The 20,743-nt window shown below is 46.7% G+C and carries 21 protein-coding genes, 1 tRNA gene, 1 other RNA gene and 1 pseudogene; 8 read left to right on the top strand and 16 right to left on the bottom strand.

What is annotated here, in order from left to right; all coding sequences use genetic code 11:
- The 3 genes from X794_RS06240 to X794_RS06250 are packed head-to-tail and all read right to left on the bottom strand — an operon-like array spanning position 1 to position 3,492.
- Positions 1-975 carry an ABC transporter permease gene (locus X794_RS06240; RefSeq protein WP_034376149.1) on the bottom strand — a complete coding sequence of 325 codons (975 nt, stop codon included), beginning with the start codon at positions 973-975 and terminating at the stop codon, positions 1-3.
- 59 nt (positions 976-1,034) lie between these two features.
- On the bottom strand, positions 1,035-2,666 hold the full coding sequence (locus X794_RS06245; protein WP_034376147.1) for an ABC transporter substrate-binding protein: 1,632 nt from the start codon (positions 2,664-2,666) through the stop codon (positions 1,035-1,037).
- A gap of 4 nt (positions 2,667-2,670) precedes the next feature.
- Positions 2,671-3,492, bottom strand: a complete 822-nt coding sequence (locus X794_RS06250) for a class I SAM-dependent methyltransferase (protein WP_011309836.1) — start codon at positions 3,490-3,492, stop codon at positions 2,671-2,673.
- 279 nt (positions 3,493-3,771) lie between these two features.
- On the opposite strand from X794_RS06250, the gene X794_RS06255 reads away from it, so the two are divergent.
- Positions 3,772-4,227, top strand: coding sequence for a MarR family winged helix-turn-helix transcriptional regulator (locus X794_RS06255; RefSeq protein ID WP_012034205.1), 456 nt, complete (start codon positions 3,772-3,774; stop codon positions 4,225-4,227).
- A 248-nt stretch (positions 4,228-4,475) separates the two neighbouring features.
- A complete protein-coding gene (crcB, locus tag X794_RS06260) occupies positions 4,476-4,868 on the top strand; it encodes a fluoride efflux transporter CrcB (RefSeq protein WP_010937175.1) in 393 nt (130 codons plus the stop codon).
- A gap of 49 nt (positions 4,869-4,917) precedes the next feature.
- Here the strand turns inward: crcB and X794_RS06265 are convergent, their stop codons facing one another.
- On the bottom strand, positions 4,918-5,694 hold the full coding sequence (locus X794_RS06265) for a winged helix-turn-helix transcriptional regulator (protein WP_034376195.1): 777 nt from the start codon (positions 5,692-5,694) through the stop codon (positions 4,918-4,920).
- A 121-nt stretch (positions 5,695-5,815) separates the two neighbouring features.
- On the opposite strand from X794_RS06265, the gene X794_RS06270 reads away from it, so the two are divergent.
- Both X794_RS06270 and X794_RS06275 read left to right on the top strand, forming a co-directional pair.
- Positions 5,816-6,334, top strand: a complete 519-nt coding sequence (locus tag X794_RS06270; protein ID WP_010937177.1) for a GyrI-like domain-containing protein — start codon at positions 5,816-5,818, stop codon at positions 6,332-6,334.
- Between the two features lie 25 nt (positions 6,335-6,359).
- On the top strand, positions 6,360-6,794 hold the full coding sequence (locus X794_RS06275) for a flavodoxin family protein (RefSeq protein ID WP_011309840.1): 435 nt from the start codon (positions 6,360-6,362) through the stop codon (positions 6,792-6,794).
- 110 nt (positions 6,795-6,904) lie between these two features.
- On the opposite strand, the gene X794_RS06280 is transcribed toward X794_RS06275, so the two are convergent.
- The 4 genes from X794_RS06280 to X794_RS06295 are packed head-to-tail and all read right to left on the bottom strand — an operon-like array spanning position 6,905 to position 10,791.
- Positions 6,905-8,302 (bottom strand): MFS transporter, encoded by a 1,398-nt coding sequence (locus tag X794_RS06280; RefSeq protein ID WP_034376145.1) that lies wholly within the window; start codon positions 8,300-8,302, stop codon positions 6,905-6,907.
- A 51-nt stretch (positions 8,303-8,353) separates the two neighbouring features.
- Positions 8,354-10,084, bottom strand: a complete 1,731-nt coding sequence (locus tag X794_RS06285; RefSeq protein WP_034376143.1) for a ferrous iron transporter B — start codon at positions 10,082-10,084, stop codon at positions 8,354-8,356.
- Positions 10,081-10,326, bottom strand: coding sequence for a FeoA family protein (locus X794_RS06290; protein WP_011309843.1), 246 nt, complete (start codon positions 10,324-10,326; stop codon positions 10,081-10,083). The genes X794_RS06285 and X794_RS06290 overlap by 4 nt, the downstream gene beginning before the upstream one ends.
- 39 nt (positions 10,327-10,365) lie before the next feature.
- Positions 10,366-10,791, bottom strand: coding sequence for a Fur family transcriptional regulator (locus X794_RS06295; protein ID WP_012034211.1), 426 nt, complete (start codon positions 10,789-10,791; stop codon positions 10,366-10,368).
- 74 nt (positions 10,792-10,865) lie between these two features.
- On the opposite strand from X794_RS06295, the gene smpB reads away from it, so the two are divergent.
- The gene (smpB, locus tag X794_RS06300; protein WP_011309845.1) at positions 10,866-11,384 is read left to right on the top strand and encodes an SsrA-binding protein SmpB; all 519 of its coding nucleotides are present in this window, start codon (positions 10,866-10,868) and stop codon (positions 11,382-11,384) included.
- Between the two features lie 14 nt (positions 11,385-11,398).
- Positions 11,399-11,750: a transfer-messenger RNA gene (ssrA, locus tag X794_RS07325) on the top strand.
- A 499-nt stretch (positions 11,751-12,249) separates the two neighbouring features.
- On the opposite strand, the pseudogene X794_RS06305 reads toward ssrA, so the two are convergent.
- The 8 genes and pseudogenes from X794_RS06305 to X794_RS06345 all read right to left on the bottom strand — a co-directional run.
- Positions 12,250-13,338, bottom strand: a pseudogene (locus tag X794_RS06305) (recombinase family protein); the annotation flags it as partial.
- 173 nt (positions 13,339-13,511) lie between these two features.
- Positions 13,512-14,129, bottom strand: coding sequence for a recombinase family protein (locus X794_RS06315; protein WP_041344585.1), 618 nt, complete (start codon positions 14,127-14,129; stop codon positions 13,512-13,514).
- On the bottom strand, positions 14,129-14,578 hold the full coding sequence (locus X794_RS06320; RefSeq protein ID WP_041344586.1) for a hypothetical protein: 450 nt from the start codon (positions 14,576-14,578) through the stop codon (positions 14,129-14,131). Before X794_RS06320 ends, X794_RS06315 begins: the two co-directional genes overlap by 1 nt.
- A 243-nt stretch (positions 14,579-14,821) precedes the next feature.
- Positions 14,822-15,457, bottom strand: a complete 636-nt coding sequence (locus X794_RS06330; protein ID WP_011309849.1) for a ParB/RepB/Spo0J family partition protein — start codon at positions 15,455-15,457, stop codon at positions 14,822-14,824.
- Positions 15,454-16,059, bottom strand: coding sequence for a DUF4338 domain-containing protein (locus X794_RS06335; RefSeq protein WP_231097493.1), 606 nt, complete (start codon positions 16,057-16,059; stop codon positions 15,454-15,456). The genes X794_RS06330 and X794_RS06335 overlap by 4 nt, the downstream gene beginning before the upstream one ends.
- A 7-nt stretch (positions 16,060-16,066) precedes the next feature.
- Positions 16,067-16,142, bottom strand: a tRNA-Gly gene (locus X794_RS07350).
- On the bottom strand, positions 16,143-18,347 hold the full coding sequence (locus tag X794_RS06340) for a DUF3631 domain-containing protein (protein ID WP_041344587.1): 2,205 nt from the start codon (positions 18,345-18,347) through the stop codon (positions 16,143-16,145).
- Positions 18,348-18,550: 203 nt separating this feature from the next.
- Complete coding sequence (locus X794_RS06345; protein ID WP_034376092.1) at positions 18,551-19,381, bottom strand: hypothetical protein; 831 nt, start codon at positions 19,379-19,381, stop codon at positions 18,551-18,553.
- 211 nt (positions 19,382-19,592) lie between these two features.
- Here X794_RS06345 and X794_RS06350 point away from each other — a divergent pair, with 211 nt between their 5' ends.
- Together X794_RS06350 and X794_RS06355 are read left to right on the top strand one after the other, a co-directional pair.
- Entirely contained in the window at positions 19,593-20,204 is a 612-nt protein-coding gene (locus tag X794_RS06350; protein WP_011309898.1) for a nucleotidyltransferase domain-containing protein, read from the top strand.
- A complete protein-coding gene (locus X794_RS06355; protein ID WP_011309899.1) occupies positions 20,179-20,616 on the top strand; it encodes a hypothetical protein in 438 nt (145 codons plus the stop codon). Before X794_RS06350 ends, X794_RS06355 begins: the two co-directional genes overlap by 26 nt.
- Positions 20,617-20,743 lie beyond the last annotated feature (127 nt).

Here is a 20,743-nt window from a genome sequence, read left to right on the forward strand (position 1 = left end):
TTAAGCTGTCCTCGGATCAAGGCGTCTGTAAAGCAGGTCTGCCGTCATGTTAGCCAGCAGGACACAAACTGCAATAATTAAAAAGGCACCCTGAATAAGTGGATAATCACGCGCCCCGATAGCTTCATAAATAAGCGTCCCCATGCCCGGCCAGGAAAAAACGGTTTCCACCAGCAGTACTCCCGAAAAAAGCATGCCAAACTGAATAGCGGTAACCGTCACCAAAGGGGCAAGTGAATTTCTGAGTATATGTTTAAAAAGAATCCGCCCGCGGCTGAGCCCCTTGGCTCTGGCCATCAGGATATAATCTTCTCCGCAAATGGAGATAACCGTATTTCTCATAATCAGAAAATCATAGGCCGCCTTAAACAGGGTAATAACCAGCAGGGGCAGCGCCATATGCCAGAGCAGGTCTGCAAAATAGGCAAAACCGCTCAGCCCGCCGGTAGTCACCTTGCCCATGGGAAACCAGCCCAGATTGAAACTGAAAAACATAAGCATAAGCATGGCAATCCAGTAATGAGGCATGGCATAAACCAGCATAAAACCGCTGGTCAGACCTATGTCCAGAGGGGTCTTCCGGAAATAGCCCGCCACCAACCCGGCCAGCCCGGCAAGGAGCGCCCCCAGTATAATAGCCGGCAGGATAAGTACCAGCGTCCATAGCAGATGCCCGCCCACTGCCTCCAGAACCGGCTGCATATACAGGTACGAGTAGCCCCAGTCACCGCTAAAGAGTCCGCCCAGATAGTCACCGAACTGCTGGTATATGGGTTTGTCCAGCCCCAGTTCAGCTGAAAGAGCGGCCACATCCTCCGCGGTATAGTAGGCCTGTTCACCCAGTATATTTTTAACCGGGTCTCCCGGCATAACTCTGGGAATAAGAAAATTTAAGGCAATAATAACTATAAGTACGATGCTGTAACGCAGCGCCTTACCCAGAAAGCTGGCCGCAGGGTGATAATGTCTTTGCATATTTTATAAAGTGAATAAAGGCTGACCGGGATATAAAAACCCCGGCCAGCCATAATACTCTAGGGGGACTGGACACTCAAGAAGGAAAATCCGTTAAACACCCCGCCATAGATACTATCTATCACCCAGCCTGACCAACCCTGCCGGTAAGGGTAGACACTCTCAGTCCAGGCCAGGGCAATACCCGGCAGATACTCGGCGGTAAGTTCCTGTATCCGGAGGTCAAGCACCGCCTGCTGGGCAGGGTCAGCCGTAGCCAGTCTAGCGTCACAAGCGGCCAGATATTCAGCCGCGTCCAGATTGTGCAAAACACCCTGACCGGTACGTCTGGAGTCAAAGTATCCCGAACCATGCCCGGCATGCATCAGAGTACCCCAAGGAGTAGCCCCGAACAGAACCATATCGTAGTCAAGTGCATCTTTTACCGAAGCCCAAGCCGAAAGGTCCAGGGCTCTTATCTCTACCCCAAGCCCAATCTCAGACAGGGCATCCCGCAGTATTTCAGCCAGACGCATATTGGTAGACTGGTCAGATCTGGCCAGCAGTCTCAGGGAAATATTCTGTCCGGATGAATCCTCACGGATACCATCCCCATCTGTATCCAGCAGTCCGGCCGCATCCAGCAGGGCATTGGCCTCTGCAGGATTATATGCCAGAGAAGGCAGGTCAGCATTGAAATTGGGGTGGGTGGGGGGAACAAAACCGGTGGTAGGCACACTACCGTAGCCCGCATAAAAGTATTCTATTATCTGCTGGTAGTTTATAGCCGCCGCAATAGCCTTGCGGACATTTATATCGCTGGCAGGGCCGTCTTCAAGGTTAAAACCCAGAGCAGAGGGCACACCCAGATAGGTGCTGGTCTCAAAGTCTACCTTACCGGACTTTATCAGGGCGGGTATGCTGGTATAGGGGAAAGTCCCGGAATAATCCCACCAGGTATCTATATCACCTTTGGCAAGTGATAAAACCAAAGCGTCCATATTCTGGTAAATATCCACCTCAAGGCGGTCAATGGTGGGCTTGCCCTGAAAATAGTCTTCGTTAGCCTTGAAGATAAACTTGCCGGAAGAAAGGTCAAAACTTTCAAATACGAACGGACCCGAACCGACTGTCATATCCGTCTGGTTATACTTAAGCGGGTCAGTCACATCCTGCCAGATATGTTTGGGGACAATGGAATAGGTCATAAATTCGGTCAGAAGGTTACCGTAGGGACGGGACAGAGAAAGGGTAACTGTATCCCCCGAAAAGCTGACATCAGCTATTACATCTTTCATCCAGCTGGCCGAAGCAATGTAATCACGGTAGTATTCCACAGAAAAGGCCACATCTTCAGCCGTCAGCTTAGTGCCGTCATGCCAGTAGGCATTATCCACAATGGTAAAAACAAATGTCTTAGCGTCATCTGACACTATCCATGATTTGGCCAGCCAGGGCTTGATGGACATGTCATCCCCCAGCCTTATCAGGCTGTCATGGGTAGTCAGGTTGGTCAGTACCCCGTACCAGTAGTCACTGAAGCAGTTGGTCGTCTTGAAGGGTTTGGTAGAACCGACCTTCAGGGTAACAGCCGTGGCAGTATCATCTGCATTGGGTGTTGTCTGCTCACAGCCAGCAAACAGGCTTAGCGATATCACTGCCGCCAGACCGATAAGCCAGACTTTCTTAAACTTTTTCCAATTTTTAATCACCAGATTACTGAACCTCCTTTTTAATCCGGATAAGGGCATCTCTATTCTGGCGTTTCAGCCAGACCTGTCCGCCCTCAGTAAAAGTTTTACCGCTATCCGTCAGATGTTCTTTCAGCTTGGCAAGCTCTTCCGGATTGAGCCCAGGGTTGTAGGAGAACATCTCCAGCTGGACATCCAGCGGTATCTGATAATTACGGTAAAACACCTCTACATCGGGGCTGAAACCCATCTGGTAGAGTATGTTGTATATATAAATATAATCAGGCGAGGCCTGCAGCCCGAAAAGAGTCTTCAGAATAGGGCGGAGGTCGTTGCCGGCAGTGTGGACAATAAACACATTCTTAGCGGCCAGAGTTATCATCTTTTCCAGTGCCAGGCGGATATTCTCCATTTCCAGCGAATAAACCGCCATGACATGGTCATGACAGCCTATTTCTTCGGGCAACAGTTCTTCCCACGGCTGGCTGACTAGCCTGATATTGGCAAGTAACTCTTTTTCAATCTCAGCCATCAGCAAACCTGACTGTCTGGGTGAAGGCTCAATGGCAGTTACTTTTACACCCTGTTTGGCCAGAGGAATAGCAAACGAACCGGCACCGGCACCAATATCCAGCAGGCTTTCACCCCCGCGGGTAATGCCAATAATCCGTTCAAGCAGTTTCCCGGGGTAATCACGGTTGACATACAGGCTCATCCAGCTCTGGTATTTCTGCCAGAAATCCTCGCGGCTATGCCCCTGCCGCTCAAGATTAGCCCTCAGCCCTCTTTGGGCAGTAGCGTCATCCCAGGCTTTAGCCCAGTCAATATCCGAAGCAGGTCTGTTCATATCACCATCTCTTATGCAATATTAAGCAATTGCAACTAGTTGCATTAGAATATAACAAATACCAGAACCCTGTCAAGCCGTAAACACACTTCCAGACTCCGGAAGTAACCTTGCAGAATCACTCCCACGCCAAACGGCAGATTGCAAGCTGAATAACCGATATTGGTGCTATATATGTATTATTACAGATGTATATGCGTATTTTTTTAAAGTACTTGCCCTGATATGTTATAATGGCGCGCACGTTTTATTTAATGGGGGAAAGAAACAAAAAGCATAATGGTAGAAATGTTCGACAACCTGAATCACAGACTTTATCACCACTTCAGCTGTACCTATCTAAGTATTTTGCGCTATATGCAAAAGCGAATGGCTCACGATACCGAATATACCCTTGAGCAAATGTCTATTTTGAATATGCTCAGAAATCTGGGCAAGGCCGATGTGGATACCATGGCCCGCCTTATAATCAAAGAGCCAAACACTCTCCTCCAGATAATGAACCGCATGGTAGAAAAAGGGTATCTGGAAAAACAGAAGATTGGCCGCAAGACAGTTTACCAGATAACTGAAGAGCACCGTGCCAAGCATAACCCTGAGTTATTCAATGACTATACCCAAGATATTTTTGACTGCTTCACTCAGGAAGAAAAGGATAAATATCTTGAGCTTTCAGACAAGCTGTTCAATTCGGTAAACACCAAACTTAACAACTATTTCGTAGAATACGAATAATCTCCAGCCCCGTTTATCAATCACCGTTGTTCCTCCGCTTTTGACAAATATTGTCTCCAGCCGGAGGGATGGCGGGACTGATATCCCTCTAAAACCACTTAGATTTCAATTTATTTTATTCATCTGCTAGAATATTTTGTCTGGTGCATTCCGGCAGGCAGATAGCCTGCATTTACTGCCGTCATTCCGGGGCAAAAAACGCCTCTTGTCGGCATATCTGTTCATCAGCATTTAAAAGAGGTGTTTAAATGGGCGAAATACTGCTGCTGGCGGCAGGCGGGGCTTTGGGTGCAGTCAGCCGTTACGGGCTGAATAACCTTACCGTCAAATTGTTGGGAGATAGCTTTCCTTACGGAACCCTGATTGTAAACTGCCTGGGCTGTTTCGTGCTGGGCTTCCTGATGCAGTGGGGATTCAGCTCCGACAGCCACAATACCCACCTGAAACTTATGCTGACAGCCGGTTTTCTGGGGGCTTTCACCACTTTTTCCACCTTCAGTTATGAAACTTTAGACTGCTTTAAAAATGGCGACTACTTTAACGGTTTTTCCAATATTCTGGCCAATGTTCTGCTGGGTCTGCTGATGGTATTCATAGGAGCGTATCTGGGCAGTCTTTTAAAACAGAACAGCGGAACATAATAAAACAGCCTCCGAAAGAGGCTGTTTTTGTCTGCCCTGAACTTACGAACTAGAGACTGATCAGCGAGTATTCAATATTGCGGTCTTTAAGGCTGGATACCAAAGCGTATACATCTTCTTCGGTACAAACCACCGCCGAAGACAGCCCGTGCAAAGCGGCATCTATAACTACTCCGGAAACATCATAAAGGTAATCGGGTTCTATTCCGGCCCGGTGCAGTGCCGCCACAGATTCAAGCCCGATTGCCCCTACATAACTAACCCCTTTGAGTCTGGTTTTCAAAAGCTCCAAATCAATATGCCGCGAACCGCCTTTGGCAATACCCGGCACAACCAGCACTGCCACCAGCCCGTAGCTGAATTCAATCAGCCCCTGTATATCGCGTACGCCCACATCTTCGCCGGCTTTGGCATCAGCTTCGGCAATCCCGGTGGACTTGGTCTGGCAATCAGCAGTGGCATACAACAGGCCGTTTACCATTTTCAGGCCTACCTGTTCGCCCTGTTTTATATCCTTTTCGGCAATAGCGGGTGATATCACTATCCCGTTTATGACACTGTCTATCCCGTCAAAATAGGCCTTTACCTCCCGGACATTCTTAAGCACCCAGTTTACCCCTTCGCGGGTTATCTGGTAGCGTGAACGCCCCAAATAGGTAATCATGCTTTCGCCTTCCAGCTGGCTTATATAGTCTGAAACGGCCTGCGGGGTGATAGACAGCTCTTGGGCTATAGCCCTCTGCTGAATAGTAGGCCCGTGAGTAGCTATCTCAATAAGTATCTGGAAACGGGTGGCAAAACTCTTGTTTCGAAGTATCTCTACCATATCGGGCTTATTATAACCGCAAAGTACCCTCCTTACAATCCAGCCATTTATAAAAGCAGTCTTAAACAAGGCCGCAAGGAGTGTTATACTTACCATAAATATTCCGGATAAGGAAGTGCTGATGTCACCGCGCAAACTCAAGACTGATCCTGTAATACTGGAAATGCCAGATCAAAAGATGGCGGTTGTCAGGGGAAAGGGTGCTCCGGACAAGGTTTTCTCCCAAATATTCCCGGCTTTGTTTGGCTCTGTATATACCCTGAAATTTGACCTGCTGAAGAAGGGATTAGAGTCATTTAAAGTAAGTTGCCCGCGTGCCCGTTACCCTGATGCCCATTTATATCCAAAGGATGAATGGGTGATTATTGCCGGTATACCGGTACCTGAAAATATAACTTCACTGCCCCAGAAAGAACCCGGTACCGAGGTAAAGCTGGAAACTTGGGAATACGGCACGGTAGCCCAAATCCTGCATTTGGGGTCTTACGATCAGGAAATGGAATCTGTGGAACGCCTGCACAGGTTTATCGCCGCAAACGGTTATGAGATATCCGGCCCGCATGAGGAAGAATATCAATCCAAACCGGATGCCAAAGTACTAAAAACCCTTATCCGCTACCAGATAAAGAAACAAAAATAAACCGGGTACAAGACAAGGATACATCATGAAATCTTTGGTTATATATGATTCATTTTACGGCAACACCGAGCAAATTGCCCGGTCTGTAGCCAGTGCTATCGGCAGTGGTGCTGAGGTATGCAGAGCAACCGAAACCAGTCCGTCAAAACTGCTTACCTTTGACCTGGTCATATTCGGCTCGCCGACTCAGGGCGGCCGTCCTACCAAACCCTTGCAGGAATTGATTAAAAATCTTCCCACCCTGAAAGGTATTAAAGTAGCATCATTTGATACCAGATTTTCCAACCCGATAGTCAAAATATTCGGCTTCGCCGCTGACCGCATAGCCGCATCGCTGACCCAAAAAGGCGGACAGCTTTTAGCCCCGCCGACCTGGTTCTTCGTAGCGACTGAAAAAGGCCCTCTAAAAGAAGGCGAACTTGAACGTGCCGCCGCTTGGGCAAAGGAACTCATAAAATGATTTGGGAGGTGGTAGCCTGCCCTTATAGCCGTATAAACCAGATGATTACCGGCAAACAGTAAAGCGGGCAGCCACCTTCTTTATCAAGTGAAATAGACCTAATAGCCAGCTCAGGCCTTGCGGGTATTTCCTCTGGACAGGGACGCAAAGATACCCAGAAAACACAGCGTAGTAAAAAGTATCATAGCGGTACGCATGCTGGTCAGAAAACCTTCATAATTCTCCGGACCAATCTGAACCGGCCCCAGTATCAGGGAAAACAGGAACATAACCACCGCCAAGCTTATCATCTGGCCGGAAAGACGCATGGTGGAAAGCGTTCCTGAGGCCACCCCGTAGTGTTTTCTCTCAACCGAACTCATAACCGCATTGGTATTTGGAGAAGAAAACAGGGCAAAGCCCAACCCCAGTAATATCAATGCAGTTATTATAAATACCAGCGGAGTGTCCGTGCTCAGGGTTGACAAGAAGGCCAGCCCGATAGTAGTTAAGCCCATACCGGCAGTAGCCACAAAACGCGGTTGAATGCGGTCTGAAAGCCTGCCGGCAAAAGGCGACAGACAGGCCTGAACAATGGGCATAGCCACCAGTACCAGCCCGGCAGATTGGGGACTGAAACCTTTTATATACTGCAAATACAGGCTCATCAAAAAGCCCACCCCGAAAGTAGCACTGTAATTTATAAGAGCCGCCAGATTGGACAAGATAAACGGACGGTTACGTTTAAACAAACGCACATCAAAAATAGGGCTGGTGAAATTCAGTTCCCGCCAAATAAACACGCTGAAAGCTATAAGGCCTGCCAGTATATACCAGACTGCAGTCGGGTCAGGCAAAATGGTAGTGCCGGCCATAGCCGCCACCACCCCAAGCCCATATACCAGTGAACCCAGATAATCAAATTTTTCACCCTTGGATTCGGCCATATCCCAGCCGCGCATCTTCCAGAAAATAAACCCGATAACCAGCAAACCCAAAGGCACATTTGACCAGAAAATACTTCTCCAGCCAAAGTTTTGGGTAAGAAAGCCCCCCAGAAAAGGCCCGGCAGACAAACCTATATATACTGCCGCTACATTTATCCCCAGCACCCGTCCCCGCATACCGGGAGGAAAAGCCGAAATGAGAATGGGAGCAGAAGTACCGAATATACCGGCACCGCCCACACCCTGAATAATCCGGCTGAATATCAGCCAGCCTTCATTGGGAGAAAGTGCAGAGGAAATTGAAGCCAGAGTATAAATAATGATGCCGATAGTCAATATACGTTTGCGTCCGTAGATATCCGCCAGCCTTCCGAAAGGCACCAGACAGACCACTGCCGCCAGAATAAAGGCGGTGGCTATCCAGCTAAGGTGGACGGCATCAATACCGAATTCTTTGCCCATGGAGGGCAAAGCGATATTTATAGATGATGAAATAAAAGGAGTCAGGAAGGCACTTAAGGTCGTAACCACCAATACGGCTTCCTGACTTATCTGTCTCTTGGGCAAATCTGGCTGAGTCATAATCTACTTATTATAATCCAAATAGCTCTGGCAGAAAAATCAAACCCTTTTTCAGAGAATAAGATTCATCAACCCGCCCACCCCGAAAGCCGCAATCAGCATGACCAGTACTGATTTTAAAGCATCTCTCTTTCCCAGTTCGCGGAAAAGTATTACCAGCGAAGCAATGCAGGGAAACAGCATGGCCAGCACCAAACTGGCAACCACCAGTTGTTCAGGCCCCATATCCAGAGGACCCATCAGCGCCATAGCCGCATCCTTACGCAAAAAACCCACCACCAGAGGCACAGCCGCTTCAGCCGGCAAACCCAGAATGCCGGTCACCACCGGCTCAGCCACCTTGGCGATAACATCAAATACTTTAGTGAAATTTAGTATATTTATAACTGCCACTACCCCCAGTATGATAGGCAAAGCCTCTTTCAGAAAACTTTTAATCCTGAAGGCCAGCTTTTTAAATACCAGATTGACAGGGGGCAGGCGATAGGGAGGCACTTCCAAAAGGAGTTCGGGACTGAAACCGGGGGTAATCTTGTTCAGAATCATACCCAGCCCCAGCCAGACTGCAAACAGGGTACCGAAAACCAGAAAAACATACCCTATCCCGAATCCCCCCAGCATGCCAATTATCATGGCCTGCAGAGAAACGCAGGGCACCGCCACCGAGACCAGAGTAGCCGCAATAAAACGCTCACGACGGCTTTCCAGGCTGCGGGTAGCCATAATAGCCGGCACGTTACAGCCCAAACCCAGCAAAGTGGGTATAAAGGCAAATCCATGAAGGCCCAAATGGTGCATTACATTGTCCAGCAGCACCGCCAGACGGGGCAGATAGCCGGTATCTTCCAGTATGCCCAAAACCAAATAAAAGGCTACTATGTACGGCAAAACCATGGCAAACGGCACATACAAACCGCTGGTAAGGAGTCCCAGAGACTCTTTGAAGTTTATTTCCCCGCCGGACACATTACCCACCAGCAGTCCGTGCAGAAAACCACTGCCGCCTAAAGCATCGGAAAGAGAATGCACTACCGGTGCCCACAGGTTATCGAAAATGGGGTCAAATACATAACTTATCAGCCCCTCGCCCACAAAACGGACCACCAGAAAAACTGCCGCCATAATCAGCACAGCCATAAACACACCCAAAACAGGGCTCACACTGGCATCCGCCAGCCTTTCCCCAAGGGTGTGGTGTCTGTGGGTTATTTGCTGTACTTGGTGAATAATACCGCCGATACGTTGCCAGCGTTCATCCTGCCCCTGTACGGCCAGAGAAGGAATTTGGGGTGAAAGCAACTGTACCACCAACTGTTTTATACCCTCGCCGCTGGTAGCCGAGGTTGGAGCTATGGGCACGTCCAGTATTTCCGAAAGCCTATCCAGCTCTATTTTTATGCCCTTGTGGCGGGTCTCATCCCACATATTCATAGCGATAACAGTAGGCAAACCCCTTTCCAGAAGCTGCTGGGTAAGATACAGGTTTCTTTCCAGATTAGTGGCATCTATCACATTCAGGATAATTACTTCACCCTCTTTGTCAGCCGCCACTTCGTCCAGCATCCGTCTGGCCACGGTTTCCGCTTCGCAGGTAGGCTCAAGGGTATAAGAACCGGGCACATCTATAACCTCGGCAATTTCATCACCCAGCTTCATCTGGCCGCGACTGAAAGTTACAGTCGTACCGGGATAATTGGCAGACATGGTTTGGACACCGGTCAGGCGGGTAAAGACCACACTTTTACCCACATTCGGGTTGCCAAAAAGCAAGACCTTTTTCATATACCGGTAACTTCCACCATTACTTTGGAAGCCATGCCATGCCCCATGGCCAGCTGGGTGCCGTCAACCTTTACGGTAACCGGTCCTTTAAATGACATAGCGCTGATTTTGGTCAATTCCTTGCCCGGCCTAAGCCCCAAAGCTGCCAGACGGTTATTAACCGCTGTGCCGCCCTCTATGCTGCACACCCGGGCACGGATGCCATTTTTCAGGTTTGTTAAAGAAACTATTTCTTGAGCCATATGTATCCTTGTCTATATCTTATAATTTCTGTGCTAAATTTACCGGGAATCTTCATTTTTAGAGCAGCTGGCACAATAACCGCTGAAACGCAGGTCTGTATTCAAAACCCGAAAACCGCTGGCTTCAGGCACATTGCTCAATATATATTCCAGCGGATACTTGAACTCCACCACCTTGCCGCAACCCAAACAAAGTAAATGATAATGCTCACCACCGGTCTTTATTTCGTAGTAGTGGGTATGCTCATCCAGATGGATTTCCTCTATAAGCCCGGCTTCCTTAAGGGTTTTTAAGTTGCGGTAGATAGTCCCCAGGCTAACCCGGGGGAATTTCTTCTGTACTTTCTGATAAATATCCACCGCGGGCATATGCCCCTTGGCTCTGGATAAAACCTCCAGCACAGCCTGACGCTGGCGGCTGGCACGTGTGCCAATTTGGATATTTCCGGGTAGAGAACTAGTCATCTCTCTGCTCTCTTGTTATCAGTAATGATTACTGTTATTAGTATATGACAGGGGATACTCTCTGTCAAGCGCTAATGCATTATGCCCGGATTGTAAGCAATCTGCGTCTAGGGTATGATATAATACATATGGCAGAATACGTAACCCTGACAACTAACCGCAAGGCATTTCACAACTATTTCCTGGAAGAAAAATACGAAGCCGGGATAATGCTGCTGGGCACGGAGATAAAATCCCTCCGAAGCGGCAGAGTAAATATGGGAGATGCCTATGTAAAGCCCCAGAGGGGCGAACTCTGGCTGGTAAATGCCCATATTTCAGCCTACGAGTGCAGCGGACATACCAGCCATGAACCAATGCGGGAACGCAAACTGCTGATGCACCGCAAGGAAATAGCCCTGCTCATGTCAAAGGTCAAAGAAAAAGGGCTGACACTGATACCGGTTCGTATTTACCTAAAAAACGATATCGCCAAGGTAGAGCTGTCACTGGGGCGGGGTAAGAAGCTCTATGACAAAAGGGATACCGTAACCAAGCGGGACACCGAACGCGAACTTGAGCGGGAGGTCAAATACCGCAATTTCCGCCGCTAGTTACCAATTTTTATGGGGACGCGTGGTTTCGACAGGGAAGGTAGGCTACTGGATTGCAGGCTGAGGTGCCATCCACCTCATTAAACAGGTGGCAAAAAACAACTGGCGAACGTGAACTCGTTCTTGCTGGCTAAATAAGACAGCACATCCTGCTTGGCCCCACCTCAACGGGTCAGGTTTGGGTGCCGATTAGTTGAGGTGCCGTTTCCCCAACGCCGATGAGGGGGACGAAAGAAATATCGGCTGGTTTGGCTAAATTAGGCCGGCAAAAGCTAGCCAGACAAGATTAAATAGACGGATAATCCTGTAGTAGATCCTGGGTCACCTTTTCTGGACGGGGAGTTCGACCCTCCCCCGTCTCCACCAGAAACACGGACGAGCCGCTAGGTTCATGACTTAATGGCTCGTTTAAAATATGAATCTTAGATTCTTTCTTTGAAACTGCCACCTGAAAGATAGGCCTGAAGGGTGGCTTGGCTTTAACTGCTATTACCGAGCGATGCTCTTTCACATCCACATAGACCCCGTCCAGCATGGTAAGTAAAAGCTTTCTCTGCTCTGACAAGTTGGCCTTGGACCAGAGCGATGACAGGTTAAGAATAAGATTCCCGGCTTCTTGAGCCACGTCATAGTCAGGTACAACCAGTGATTCCAGACTGAGTTCCAAGAGTTTCTTCTGCCTTGAGTATTCTTCTTCCGGTATAAGGCCATCCATAAATACCCTAGCCATACGATGGAGTTTGGTTATAGTCAGATCTCTTTCTTTCTTGACCCTATCTACTTCATCCTTGAGACTTATTATAGATAATACTTCCTCAAGCCATCTTGGTCCTAGCTCTATGGCCGAAACCAGTTCCCTTACCTGTTTATCTATAACTTGGCAGGCTATTGTACCGCCATGTCCCGGACATTCTTTGATGCTTCTTGAGGCTTTATGCTCTCTGTAATAGCTCTTGCCACTCTTATAGGTCTGGGCCCACATGGGCATTCCGCAATGTGAACATCTTACCAACCCTTTAAGCAAATATTCCCTGTCAGGTAATGTTTTGAGGGTTTCAGAGCGGCCGGAGTTTTTCCTCAAGGTTAGCTGGACCAAGTCAAATAATTCCTGACTGATTAAGGCCTCATGAGCACCGGGCATCAGTTTTCCCCGGTGGTTTATCTGCCCGGTATAGAATGGATTATGCAGGATACTTCTGACTGAGGAACTGGTAAAGAGTCTTGGTCCTGAAACCAGATTGCCGTTGGCATCGGGCAGGTTCTTGGTATTCCTAGTACGGAAGCCCTGTTCATTTAACCAAGCGGCCAGTTGCGATAGGGTGGTTGTACCGGCGGAATAACGCCTAAATAACCCTTCTGCAGCTTGCCCTTCTTTGGGATGGATATGGATACCACTTTGGTGTTCCGGCTCACAGCGTTGTTTCTTTTCTCCCTTTTCATTTGTCTCCCAACAGGATTCATAGCCAAAGGGGATACAGCCGTTGTGTTTGCCTTCATACGCTCTCTGGTCAAGTCCTTTCCTGACATGGGTACTCAAAGCTTCGCTGAAGTACTGGGCAAAAGCTCCCAGCATCTGAGTGAAAAGTATGCCATCCGGCTTGGAGTAATCCAGATTTTCAACAATGGATACCAGACCTATTCCATACCTGCCCAGAATCTTTAATGATTCAAGGGTAACTGTAAGATTCCTTGACCAGCGGTCAAGGGTATGGACAACTACAACATCAAACTCATCTTTAGCCGCATCTTCTAAAAGCTTTCTGAAAACCAGGCGCTTGTGAATGCTGTCCACATGGGCAGATTTGCCTTCTTCCCGGTATATGCGAACTGACTGCCAATCCCGGTTTTTACAGAGTTCAGTAAAGAGTCTTTCCTGAGCATCCAGTGAATAACCCTCTACTTGCGAAGCTGAAGATACCCTGACATAGGCAACTGCTCTCTTGCACTCAGTCATTTTGATAATCCCTTCGGGATGCAACTGATAAGGCCACTTCGGCTAAGGCATTTAGAAATTCTTTTATCATTAACTGGTCCACCTCACTCTTGTCAGAATTGGCGGACAGTGTATAGATACAGGGTATACCCGTCAACGAGTTTTTCACCTGACCAGTTAGAGGCTCTAACATCTCAAAAATCCCTGAAACCCTGATAATTAGAATCAAGGAGTCTCTTTAAGGTGGCATAACCAATTCCAAGAGCCTTGGCAGCCTGCCGTCTTGAGATCTGGCCAGCTCTGAGACGCTCTAAAATGTCTCCATAAGCCTGATTGAAGCCCTGCCTTTGGGTTACCCTTGGCCGCCCTATCTGGCAGCCCATTTTACGGGCATGGGCCAAACCAGACTTAAGCTTTCGATGCTGGCGGTTCTTTTCAAGTGCTGCATAGGACAGGCTGAGCTGGTAGAGGGCTTCACCCGAAATAGAGGTTGTATCAAACCATGGTTCAGAATAAGACCGGAGTCCAATTCTTAAGACCTTCAATTTTCCCAGAGTTTTAGCCATATCCATAACCGAAGAGAAGACTTCATCAATTTGTGGAATAAGTACCAAATCAAACTTGCTAAGTGCGGCATCTGCCAATAGTTCTTGCCAAGCGTTCCGGCGGGAGTTACCAGCAATTGAAACATTATCCTGATACTGGTTGTAAATCTCCCAGCCCTGACCAAGAGCAAAATCCCGCAAGTCTTGAAAAGAAGGAATCTGCCCTTGGTCTGACTTTAGCCTCCTCTGGTAGATGGCCACTTTCATTACTCGCCCTGCACCTGCCGAAGTTGGATTTTAAGTTTGCGTTCTTCTCCATCCAGCTTAAGTGTTTCACGAAGCTCATTTATAAGCCCGTCAACCCTCTCTGCAATGTCCTGATATTCAGAGAGTGATTCCTCAAGCCTGTCTGAAATCTCGGTGCATTCCTGCTTCCCTACTCTAAGAATCGGTTCAATTTCGGTAGAATCAAGCACATACTTCGTCTTGCCACGAGAGATAGTCGTGGCTATACCCATGGCACTAAAGGCTTGCCCTATATTGGAGGGGCTTATCTTAAGCCCGAATTGACTGGCAGCTCTTTCCGCAACCTCGCTAGCGGTTGCCCGTTTGTTTCCTTCCTGAGACATAAGATATGCAGTCTGGAATAGAGTCATGCAGTTCTTCATTCCAATCAGGGCTACTCCGCTTTCAAAACATTCTTTCATGCTTGTCATGCTTTAGCCTCTCTTTCTGTATGTTTGTACATACATATATTCCGCCACTTGTCTGTTACCCCTCCCTCATACCCTTAGCCTTCTCTTCAAGCACTTTATTGATATAAGTCTGGTCCGAGATGAAAGCCCGGAAGTGCCGTCCGTCTTTCGGACAAATGAGCATGATGAAGGGTTTATTGGAAGTTCTACCTTTGGCCATCCTGATATTTAAATGGCTTGCGCAAATCGGGCAGGCTATCTCATTCATTCTGGCTGCCTCCTCTCTATATAGAATTTACAAAGCAGAAATATAGCAGTGCTTCGGGTATTGGGATTATCTTTAGGTGAGTTTTTAGCCACTGGCATAATTAAACTGACTGCTTCCTGAACTGTCTCAAGTTGGGGTCTGGTAAACTGAAGCTGCAAGTGGCTGAGTTTAGCTGTTTGAGCCTGTTCCCAAGCTTTTAAGTGATCAGCCAAACTCTCCTTGTTTATAGCAGCAAGCGTTTGAAGGCTGTTTGAGGTTTCAGGCAGCAGAGATAAAATTTCACTTTCAGGCATAGCTGAGAGCAACTCTTTAAGGAGTATCCCTTTCAACGCCAGATCGTCCTGCCCTTTGATTCCATTTATGGCTTGAGTGAGAAGCATGGCTTCCATATCACCCAGTTCAACAATCACACAGGGAGCGCTCTCTTTATTCATTTCACTCAAGACTTTAAGGCGCTGGTTGCCGGACAGGACTTCAAATCCATCCTCGCCACTCGGCCTGACTACTAGCGGCTCTACCAATCCATAACGGGAAAGACTGTTTTTTAGCAGATGTTTTACCCCTTCGTCCATCTGGTTTGGATTCCATGGGGCTTCACATAACTTGCTGATGGGTATTTCAATCACTTTCATATTGCCTCTTTCTTAGGGTAGGCTTGAGGGAGTACCTTGAGTTTGCCTTGAAAATCAGTATCCAGAAAGTAGAAATAGCGGTGTTTCCGGCTCTGGGGTACTACCCTTACCTTTACCCCACAGGATTCAAAGTGTTTGACTGAATGGCTACCGTAGGTGTGGCTTAAACTCCGTGAGTGTCTAGGTTTGCCGTCCCCGATATCAAACATGGGCATGGCTTCAGATAGTCCGGTATAGACCCAGCCGGTTGCCTGATAGATTGTGCCAATATGACCTTGAGCAGGGTCGGCATAGCTGACTAAAAACCTGATTTGGGTAAAGCGTTTCAAAGCCCGGAGAGCTATCCCTAAGACACGGGATTCTGAATTGGAGGGGAGTTCATCTGAAAGCCAAAGCCTTGAGAGTGTCAGACAGTCTGAGGGGTTTGCCCCCTCTACCATCCGGTAGACGTTGGCTGGTCCTGAACCAAAAGTAATCGCACCATAGAGCCTATCACCTAGAAAGACTCCAAAGGCAAGCTTGGTTCCACCGGGCATGGAGTGAAGATAGTGATATTTCTCAAGTATTGCCTTGGCTGCCACAAAGGGTAGGGGATTAACCATGATAGACTGGAGCGCCGCCGTGGGAATCGGACCCCGACCTTCACTCTGGATGAGTGGCGTGCTTACCCTTACACTAGCGGCGCTCATGACTGGACCTCCCGGTAGGCGGGGTCTTTTAAGACTTCCTGAAGCATCTTTCTTGCATATTCCTCGCGTTTTATATCCCCCTGACTGATGCTTTCTTTTAAAACCCGTCTCCAAGCCGGAATAGCTGTCTTTCTCCATGAATCTAAAACTTCACAGGAAGAATCCGATTCGGACTCATCATCCAGCTCATTTTTGTCTTTTTCTCTGATAAACAGGGTCTTATCCGTAACATCCGTAACATTACGATTGGCGTAGCTTTGGGGATTATCCGTAACATTTTGCTCTTTCGGACCATTTGTTACGGATGAATTTGGCTCATATTTTACGATTGGCTCAAAGCTATCTGTTACGGATGTTACGGATTGAAGTCCATTTTTAGAAAGATAGCGGTTAAAAGCATCTTGAAAATCAGCGACTTGGTAACCTTTGAAAGTTCGGCTGCCTTGTCTGATTGTTTGGCTGTGGATACCATAAGTTTTAAGTAGAGCAGCCAGTCTTCTGGCATTAAGAGATCTGCCATTCAGGTCTGACCATGGAGATTCATCTACCTTGAGGAGAGCCTCGATTAAGTCAGCAGAAGATATATGCTCACTTTTATCTTTAGTTATTTCCCGTATATCAGTTAGAAGTTGGATCCCAAGTGAATCGTCTTGCCTAACTTCTCCAGTCATTAAAGCAATGGCCGCAATGCGGGCTTTTTCAGGCCATGAATTGCCTGCTGTTTCTGCAATGATTAGGAGATGTTCCCAGCAGTCAGCCGCCCGGTCATCAAGTTCAGAGGGTATGATAAGTTCAATTTCACTTAAATCAAGTGAGGTACACTGAACTAATCTCTCTTTCAAGCTCTGAATTTCAGTTGGGATTTTTCGGGGATGGAATTTTGCAACTGTCTCATTAGCATTCCGGCGTTTAAGCTGGATAGGGATGCTCCGGTCAGCAAGAGTGCCCGGTAGCTTACCAATGCCGGCAATTGCTTTGGGGCAGAAAGTAGATAGGTCCTTATAGGAAATATCCGCCCCTTTGCCCACACAGACTGAGGATTTGCCGCCCCTTCGGTATCCGGTATTGAGTATCCCCCGCAAGGTTTCGGAGTATTCCTTTTCACCTTTGAAGGCAGCATCGGATTCGTCCAAAAGCAGAGTAGGGCATTCAGCATCTACCTTGCGGGCAAGTACGGCTGAGGTTACCCGTCCGGTAAACCAGGGACGGGCAACCAGTACTTCCAATACCTCAAGAAGCCTAGTCTTGCCACTTCTTTTCTCGGCTGAATAGATATTCAAGTAGGGGGTAGTGACTGCACTTTCTATGATATGGGTATGAATAACCCATAAGATTATTGCCTGCAACTGGTGCTCTGATAAGACTACATAACTCCGGATAAAGCTAGCGATGTCATCAAGCAAAGCTGGAAGGTTTATTGCCTCAGATCGGGATAGGGAAGGTTCTGTTTCAATCAATTTTAGGAGGTCTTGACTACTATGTCCTTGATTAAACCAGTCATGAATGTCTTCTTTTTCTTTCAAACCCGTCAGCTGGATTATTTTGACTGTCTTGGCAATCTTGGATAGGCAAGTGAGTACCTGCTCGGCATGGTGCTTGCCTGGTTCATCATTATCCGGCAGGATGATCACATCCCTGTTAATAAAGGCTGAGTTATATTCCTCTCTCCACTTTCCTGCCCCCATAGGAGAACAGGTGGCAGTTAAACCCTGCTCAACCAGAGAATTAACTCCCTTTTCTCCTTCAGCTATAAAAACAACTTGGCCCTTAGGGGTAGCTGAGAGTTCGGGCAATCGATAGAGAACCGGGGTAATGCCTTTGAGGTTATAAATCCAGTCACCCTTACCATCCGGTCTTCTTTGAGTGAAAGACTTGGGCTTATAACGAACTACCTGATAGAGGAGTTTGCCGTCCTTATCTCTGTAATCGTATAGAGCATCTATACGACGTTTAGGATTGATTGGTTGGGATTCAGGTCTAAGGCCAAGTGCCTGACAGATCTGACTATAACTATGATTTCGATTCGAAAAGCATGCTAATAGGATTTTATCTCCAGCATCTGTAATAGACAGGTGATTTTGAGGAGTAGAATGACCATCCACTGGACATGATGCAACCCAGCGGTTATCCCCCACTTTTTTAGCATCTGGTAATCGGCCTAAGAGTTCATTTAAGTTATTCTGTATTGACCCTGTTTTCATCTACGAATAATTCCTTATCTTAACCATTCGACGATGTCAGCCCGAGTGAATTTTTATACAATAATTTAATTAGCACTCTCTGATCGTTTTTCTGACCAAATAGTAAGGCCCAGATTATTCATCTGGGCCTTCGCCTATCTCTTTATTAACTTTCTAATTAAATTATACTGCTTCAGGGTATTGACAAGGGACACCCTTACAAATTATTTTTCATACTTGTTTTTTATTCTCTGGTAGCTCTTTTTGACTGCCTCGGGAGTTTTTCTAATGCCTATTGTTTGCAACATTTCTGATATTTCTGTGTACTCAAATCCACAGAATCTCTTAGCATAATATTCAAGTCGCTTGGGAAGTTCAATTCCAAGGTTTTCCAGTTGTTGTTGACAGCTAATCTGAATTTCAACAATCTTCCAATTACTAAAGGTTTCATATGCCTTAGCAAAATGTTCGCTGATAAACCCGAATAATTGTCTTGAACACAATGTATACCAGTTATCAAGAATAATCTCAGCTCTATCTTTGGCAGGCTTTCCCTCTGTTTCAAATACGGGCTTAAAAGATGGCCCATTCACAGGGTCGGTAAATCCAGCCTTAATTTCTGATTGATTGCCAAATTGGCCTGCAGGAATAGCAGGTGAGATGAGTAAAAATTCAGGCCAGTGGTACTCGGGTATATTTTTATATCTAAGTATGTTGCACCGAATCTGGCCGCATGCAATCTCAAGAGCGTTCTCCAAATCCTCTGGAATATTGTCATATAGAGGTGTGGGGGCTACAAAGGAATAAACACTATCCGAAGTGTAGTGAACACCATCCTCAAACCACTCTTCCAACAGATTTCTCAGCCCGGCCAGGATATAAGACCTATTAGGTACATCAATTTTAAAAAATTGTTCGCACCCAACTAGCCATTTATTTTCGTAATCCATTATTCTTTGGATTTCTGGATCTAGCATAATCAATTCTAACGCATTTTTACCGTCAATTATAAGACCACCTGATAAGTAAATATTGCTGCTGGTGGGAATACCCATTTTTCTATACCAGTCGGCACTCCAATAAAATATGCCTAATATTCAGGCCAAGAGCAACAATAAGTGACGAATACAATATCGGATATAGTGACAAAACCGTGTCTTGACAGCTTCAGCAAAACTTCATCCTACTGGGCAATCCCAAATCTTGAAGATTTCATTGATACAATGCTTGAATCTTGTAACCTTATAAGTTACAATTGTAACCAGTATGAGTACACTAAGAAATAAAGATATCATAGGCACTACCCTTTTCGGCAAAGCAAGGCGAGGCATTTTATCACTGCTCTACGGACATGCAGATGAAGAGTATTATCTGCGGCAGATTTCCCGCACTACAGGTATTGGGGTCGGACCGGTTCAGAGGGAACTGAAACAACTTACTGATTCTGGCATTATTCGGCGCAGAGTACATAATCAACAGGTATACTATCAGGCTAATCCGATGAACCCGGTATTTAAAGAGTTGAAAAGTCTTATAACCAAGACTTTTGGTATAACAGATATCTTGCACAGTGCGTTATTGCCATCTGCTAGCCTAATTAAGGTTGCGTTTATATTTGGCTCTATTGCCAGTGGCAATGAGGATAAAACCAGTGATATAGACATTATGGTAATTGGTGATATATCATTCGAAGATACGGTTGCCTTACTTTCAGATGCGGAAAAACAGCTCAACCGGGAAATTAACTCAGTAGTATATCAAACCTCTGAATTTCGGCAAAAAATCGGAAAGGATAATTATTTCATCAATAATGTATTAGAGGGTGAAAAAATTTTTATTATAGGCGACGTACATGGACTTGAAGAACTTACTAAATGACGGACGAATAAAAGAACATACACCAAGCAAACAGGAGATAAAGCAGCTTTTAGCCGTCTTTGACCGTGACATAACCGATGCCCAAATAGAGATCTTGAGTACAGACAGAAAATTTTCTACGGCGTATAATGCTGCTCTCACGATAGCCAGAATTGCTTTGGTCAGCAGCGGTTACAGGATCACGGGTGAAGGAAGCCATTATTGGACAATTCAAGCCTCAGCTTTCATTTTACCATTAGATACAAGCATGATAAGAAAATTTGATAAATTCCGGCAGAAACGTAATATCAGTGGATATGAGATGACAGGGATGATTTCGGAACAAGATACTAAGGAAATGATTGATTTGGCACGAGAGATTCATAGTGTGGTGCTAAAATGGTTGTCAGAAAATCACCCTGAATTCATATAGGTATAAAATAACAAGTGGTTTAATCTTGCCGCGTCACCACCAAAGCTAATAACATGGCTTGCCTTTGATAGGGCAGGCCATTTGAACGTAAAAATCCGGACGGGGAGTCCGAGGTATCTGATAAGCC

It is taken from the genome of Dehalococcoides mccartyi CG5 (assembly GCF_000830885.1).
GTDB lineage: Bacteria > Chloroflexota > Dehalococcoidia > Dehalococcoidales > Dehalococcoidaceae > Dehalococcoides > Dehalococcoides mccartyi_B.

Excerpts from the sequence above, each read along its gene's own strand:
- X794_RS06330 (WP_011309849.1), bottom strand. The coding sequence starts at position 15,457 with ATGAAAGTGATTGAAATACCCATCAGCAAGTTATGTGAAGCCCCATGG.
- X794_RS06335 (WP_231097493.1), bottom strand. The coding sequence starts at position 16,059 with ATGGTTAATCCCCTACCCTTTGTGGCAGCCAAGGCAATACTTGAGAAA.
- X794_RS06270 (WP_010937177.1), top strand. The coding sequence starts at position 5,816 with ATGTCACCGCGCAAACTCAAGACTGATCCTGTAATACTGGAAATGCCA.
- X794_RS06355 (WP_011309899.1), top strand. The coding sequence starts at position 20,179 with ATGGACTTGAAGAACTTACTAAATGACGGACGAATAAAAGAACATACA.
- X794_RS06275 (WP_011309840.1), top strand. The coding sequence starts at position 6,360 with ATGAAATCTTTGGTTATATATGATTCATTTTACGGCAACACCGAGCAA.
- X794_RS06265 (WP_034376195.1), bottom strand. The coding sequence starts at position 5,694 with ATGGTAGAGATACTTCGAAACAAGAGTTTTGCCACCCGTTTCCAGATA.
- X794_RS06345 (WP_034376092.1), bottom strand. The coding sequence starts at position 19,381 with ATGGGTATTCCCACCAGCAGCAATATTTACTTATCAGGTGGTCTTATA.
- X794_RS06350 (WP_011309898.1), top strand. The coding sequence starts at position 19,593 with ATGAGTACACTAAGAAATAAAGATATCATAGGCACTACCCTTTTCGGC.
- X794_RS06290 (WP_011309843.1), bottom strand. The coding sequence starts at position 10,326 with ATGGCTCAAGAAATAGTTTCTTTAACAAACCTGAAAAATGGCATCCGT.
- X794_RS06285 (WP_034376143.1), bottom strand. The coding sequence starts at position 10,084 with ATGAAAAAGGTCTTGCTTTTTGGCAACCCGAATGTGGGTAAAAGTGTG.
- X794_RS06295 (WP_012034211.1), bottom strand. The coding sequence starts at position 10,791 with ATGACTAGTTCTCTACCCGGAAATATCCAAATTGGCACACGTGCCAGC.
- X794_RS06240 (WP_034376149.1), bottom strand. The coding sequence starts at position 975 with ATGCAAAGACATTATCACCCTGCGGCCAGCTTTCTGGGTAAGGCGCTG.
- X794_RS06255 (WP_012034205.1), top strand. The coding sequence starts at position 3,772 with ATGGTAGAAATGTTCGACAACCTGAATCACAGACTTTATCACCACTTC.
- X794_RS06340 (WP_041344587.1), bottom strand. The coding sequence starts at position 18,347 with ATGAAAACAGGGTCAATACAGAATAACTTAAATGAACTCTTAGGCCGA.
- X794_RS06320 (WP_041344586.1), bottom strand. The coding sequence starts at position 14,578 with ATGACAAGCATGAAAGAATGTTTTGAAAGCGGAGTAGCCCTGATTGGA.
- X794_RS06250 (WP_011309836.1), bottom strand. The coding sequence starts at position 3,492 with ATGAACAGACCTGCTTCGGATATTGACTGGGCTAAAGCCTGGGATGAC.
- X794_RS06315 (WP_041344585.1), bottom strand. The coding sequence starts at position 14,129 with ATGAAAGTGGCCATCTACCAGAGGAGGCTAAAGTCAGACCAAGGGCAG.
- X794_RS06280 (WP_034376145.1), bottom strand. The coding sequence starts at position 8,302 with ATGACTCAGCCAGATTTGCCCAAGAGACAGATAAGTCAGGAAGCCGTA.
- crcB (WP_010937175.1), top strand. The coding sequence starts at position 4,476 with ATGGGCGAAATACTGCTGCTGGCGGCAGGCGGGGCTTTGGGTGCAGTC.
- smpB (WP_011309845.1), top strand. The coding sequence starts at position 10,866 with ATGCATTATGCCCGGATTGTAAGCAATCTGCGTCTAGGGTATGATATA.